At 57.7% G+C, this 1,213-nt stretch carries 2 protein-coding genes; both read left to right on the top strand.

The annotated features are described in order from the left end of the window. Positions 1 to 657: polysaccharide biosynthesis protein (locus NI21_RS0115495; RefSeq protein WP_033127114.1), on the top strand; the 657-nt coding region annotated here is incomplete at its 5' end. Between the two features lie 14 nt (positions 658 to 671). Beyond that, a partial coding sequence (locus NI21_RS0115490; protein WP_033127113.1) for an NAD-dependent epimerase/dehydratase family protein occupies positions 672 to 1,213 on the top strand: 542 nt, incomplete at its 3' end.

The raw sequence follows: 1,213 nt of genomic DNA, 5'->3' as shown, positions 1-1,213 counted from the left end.
TCCACGGACAAGGCCGCCTATCCGGTGAACGCCATGGGCACCTCCAAGGCCATGATGGAGAAGGTGATCGTGGCCAAATCAAGGACCGTTTCCCCGGAGAAGACAGCCATCTGCTGTACACGCTACGGCAATGTCATGTGCTCCCGGGGCTCGGTCATCCCTCTTTTCATCAGCCAGATCAAGGAAGGGAAGGAGCTGACCGTGACAGAGCCCGCCATGACCCGGTTCATCATGAGCCTGGAAGAAGCGGTGGAGCTGGTGGTTTTCGCTTTCCAGAACGCCCAGAGCGGTGATATCATGGTACAGAAGGCGCCGGCCTGCACCATCGAGGTGCTGGCCCGGGCTGTGGAGGAGGTGTTCCATGCGGACAACCCGGTGAAGGTCATCGGCATCCGCCACGGGGAAAAGATGTATGAGACCCTGCTGACCAACGAGGAGTGCTCCCATGCCATTGACATGGGGAATTTCTACCGGGTACCCTGCGACAAGCGGGACCTGAACTATGACAAATATTTCAAGGACGGGGATGTGCAGAGGAACACCCTGACCGAGTTCAACTCCAGCAACACGGAACTGCTGGACGTGGAGCGGGTGAAGGAGAAGCTGCTGTCCCTGAAGTATATCCAGGATGAACTAAAAGAGTGGGAAAACCGTTAGAGGAGGGCAACAAGATGAACATACTGATCACCGGAGCCAAAGGCTTCGTAGGCAGGAACCTGACCGCCTCCCTGGAGAGCATCCGGGACGGCAAGGACCGGGTGCACAGGATAGAGGGCCTGGGGGATCCTTCAGAGCTGACCATCTATACCTATGACATTGACTCTACCCCGGAGGAGCTGGACACCTACTGCAAGGATGCGGATTTTGTCTTCAACCTGGCGGGGGTGAACCGGCCCAAGAACCAGGAGGATTTCATGAAGGGGAACTTCGGCTTTGCCTCCACCTTATTGGATACCCTGAAGAAGCACGGGAACAAAGCCCCCGTCATGCTCTCCAGCAGCATCCAGGCCAGCCTGACAGGCCGCTTTGCCGGCAGTGAGTATGGCAGGAGCAAGCTGGCAGGGGAGGAGCTGTTTCAGGCATACAGCAAGGAGACCGGAGCGAAAGTGCTGATCTACCGCTTCCCCAACCTGTTCGGGAAATGGTGCCGCCCCAACTACAATTCCGCGGTGGCCACCTTCAGCAGCAACATCGCCAACGGCCTGCCCATCCA

It is taken from the genome of Eubacterium sp. ER2 (assembly GCF_000765215.1).
Lineage (GTDB): Bacteria > Bacillota > Clostridia > Lachnospirales > Lachnospiraceae > Claveliimonas > Claveliimonas intestinigallinarum.
Note: the sequence above shows the minus strand (reverse complement) of the source record. Positions and strands in the feature narration are given on the sequence as shown.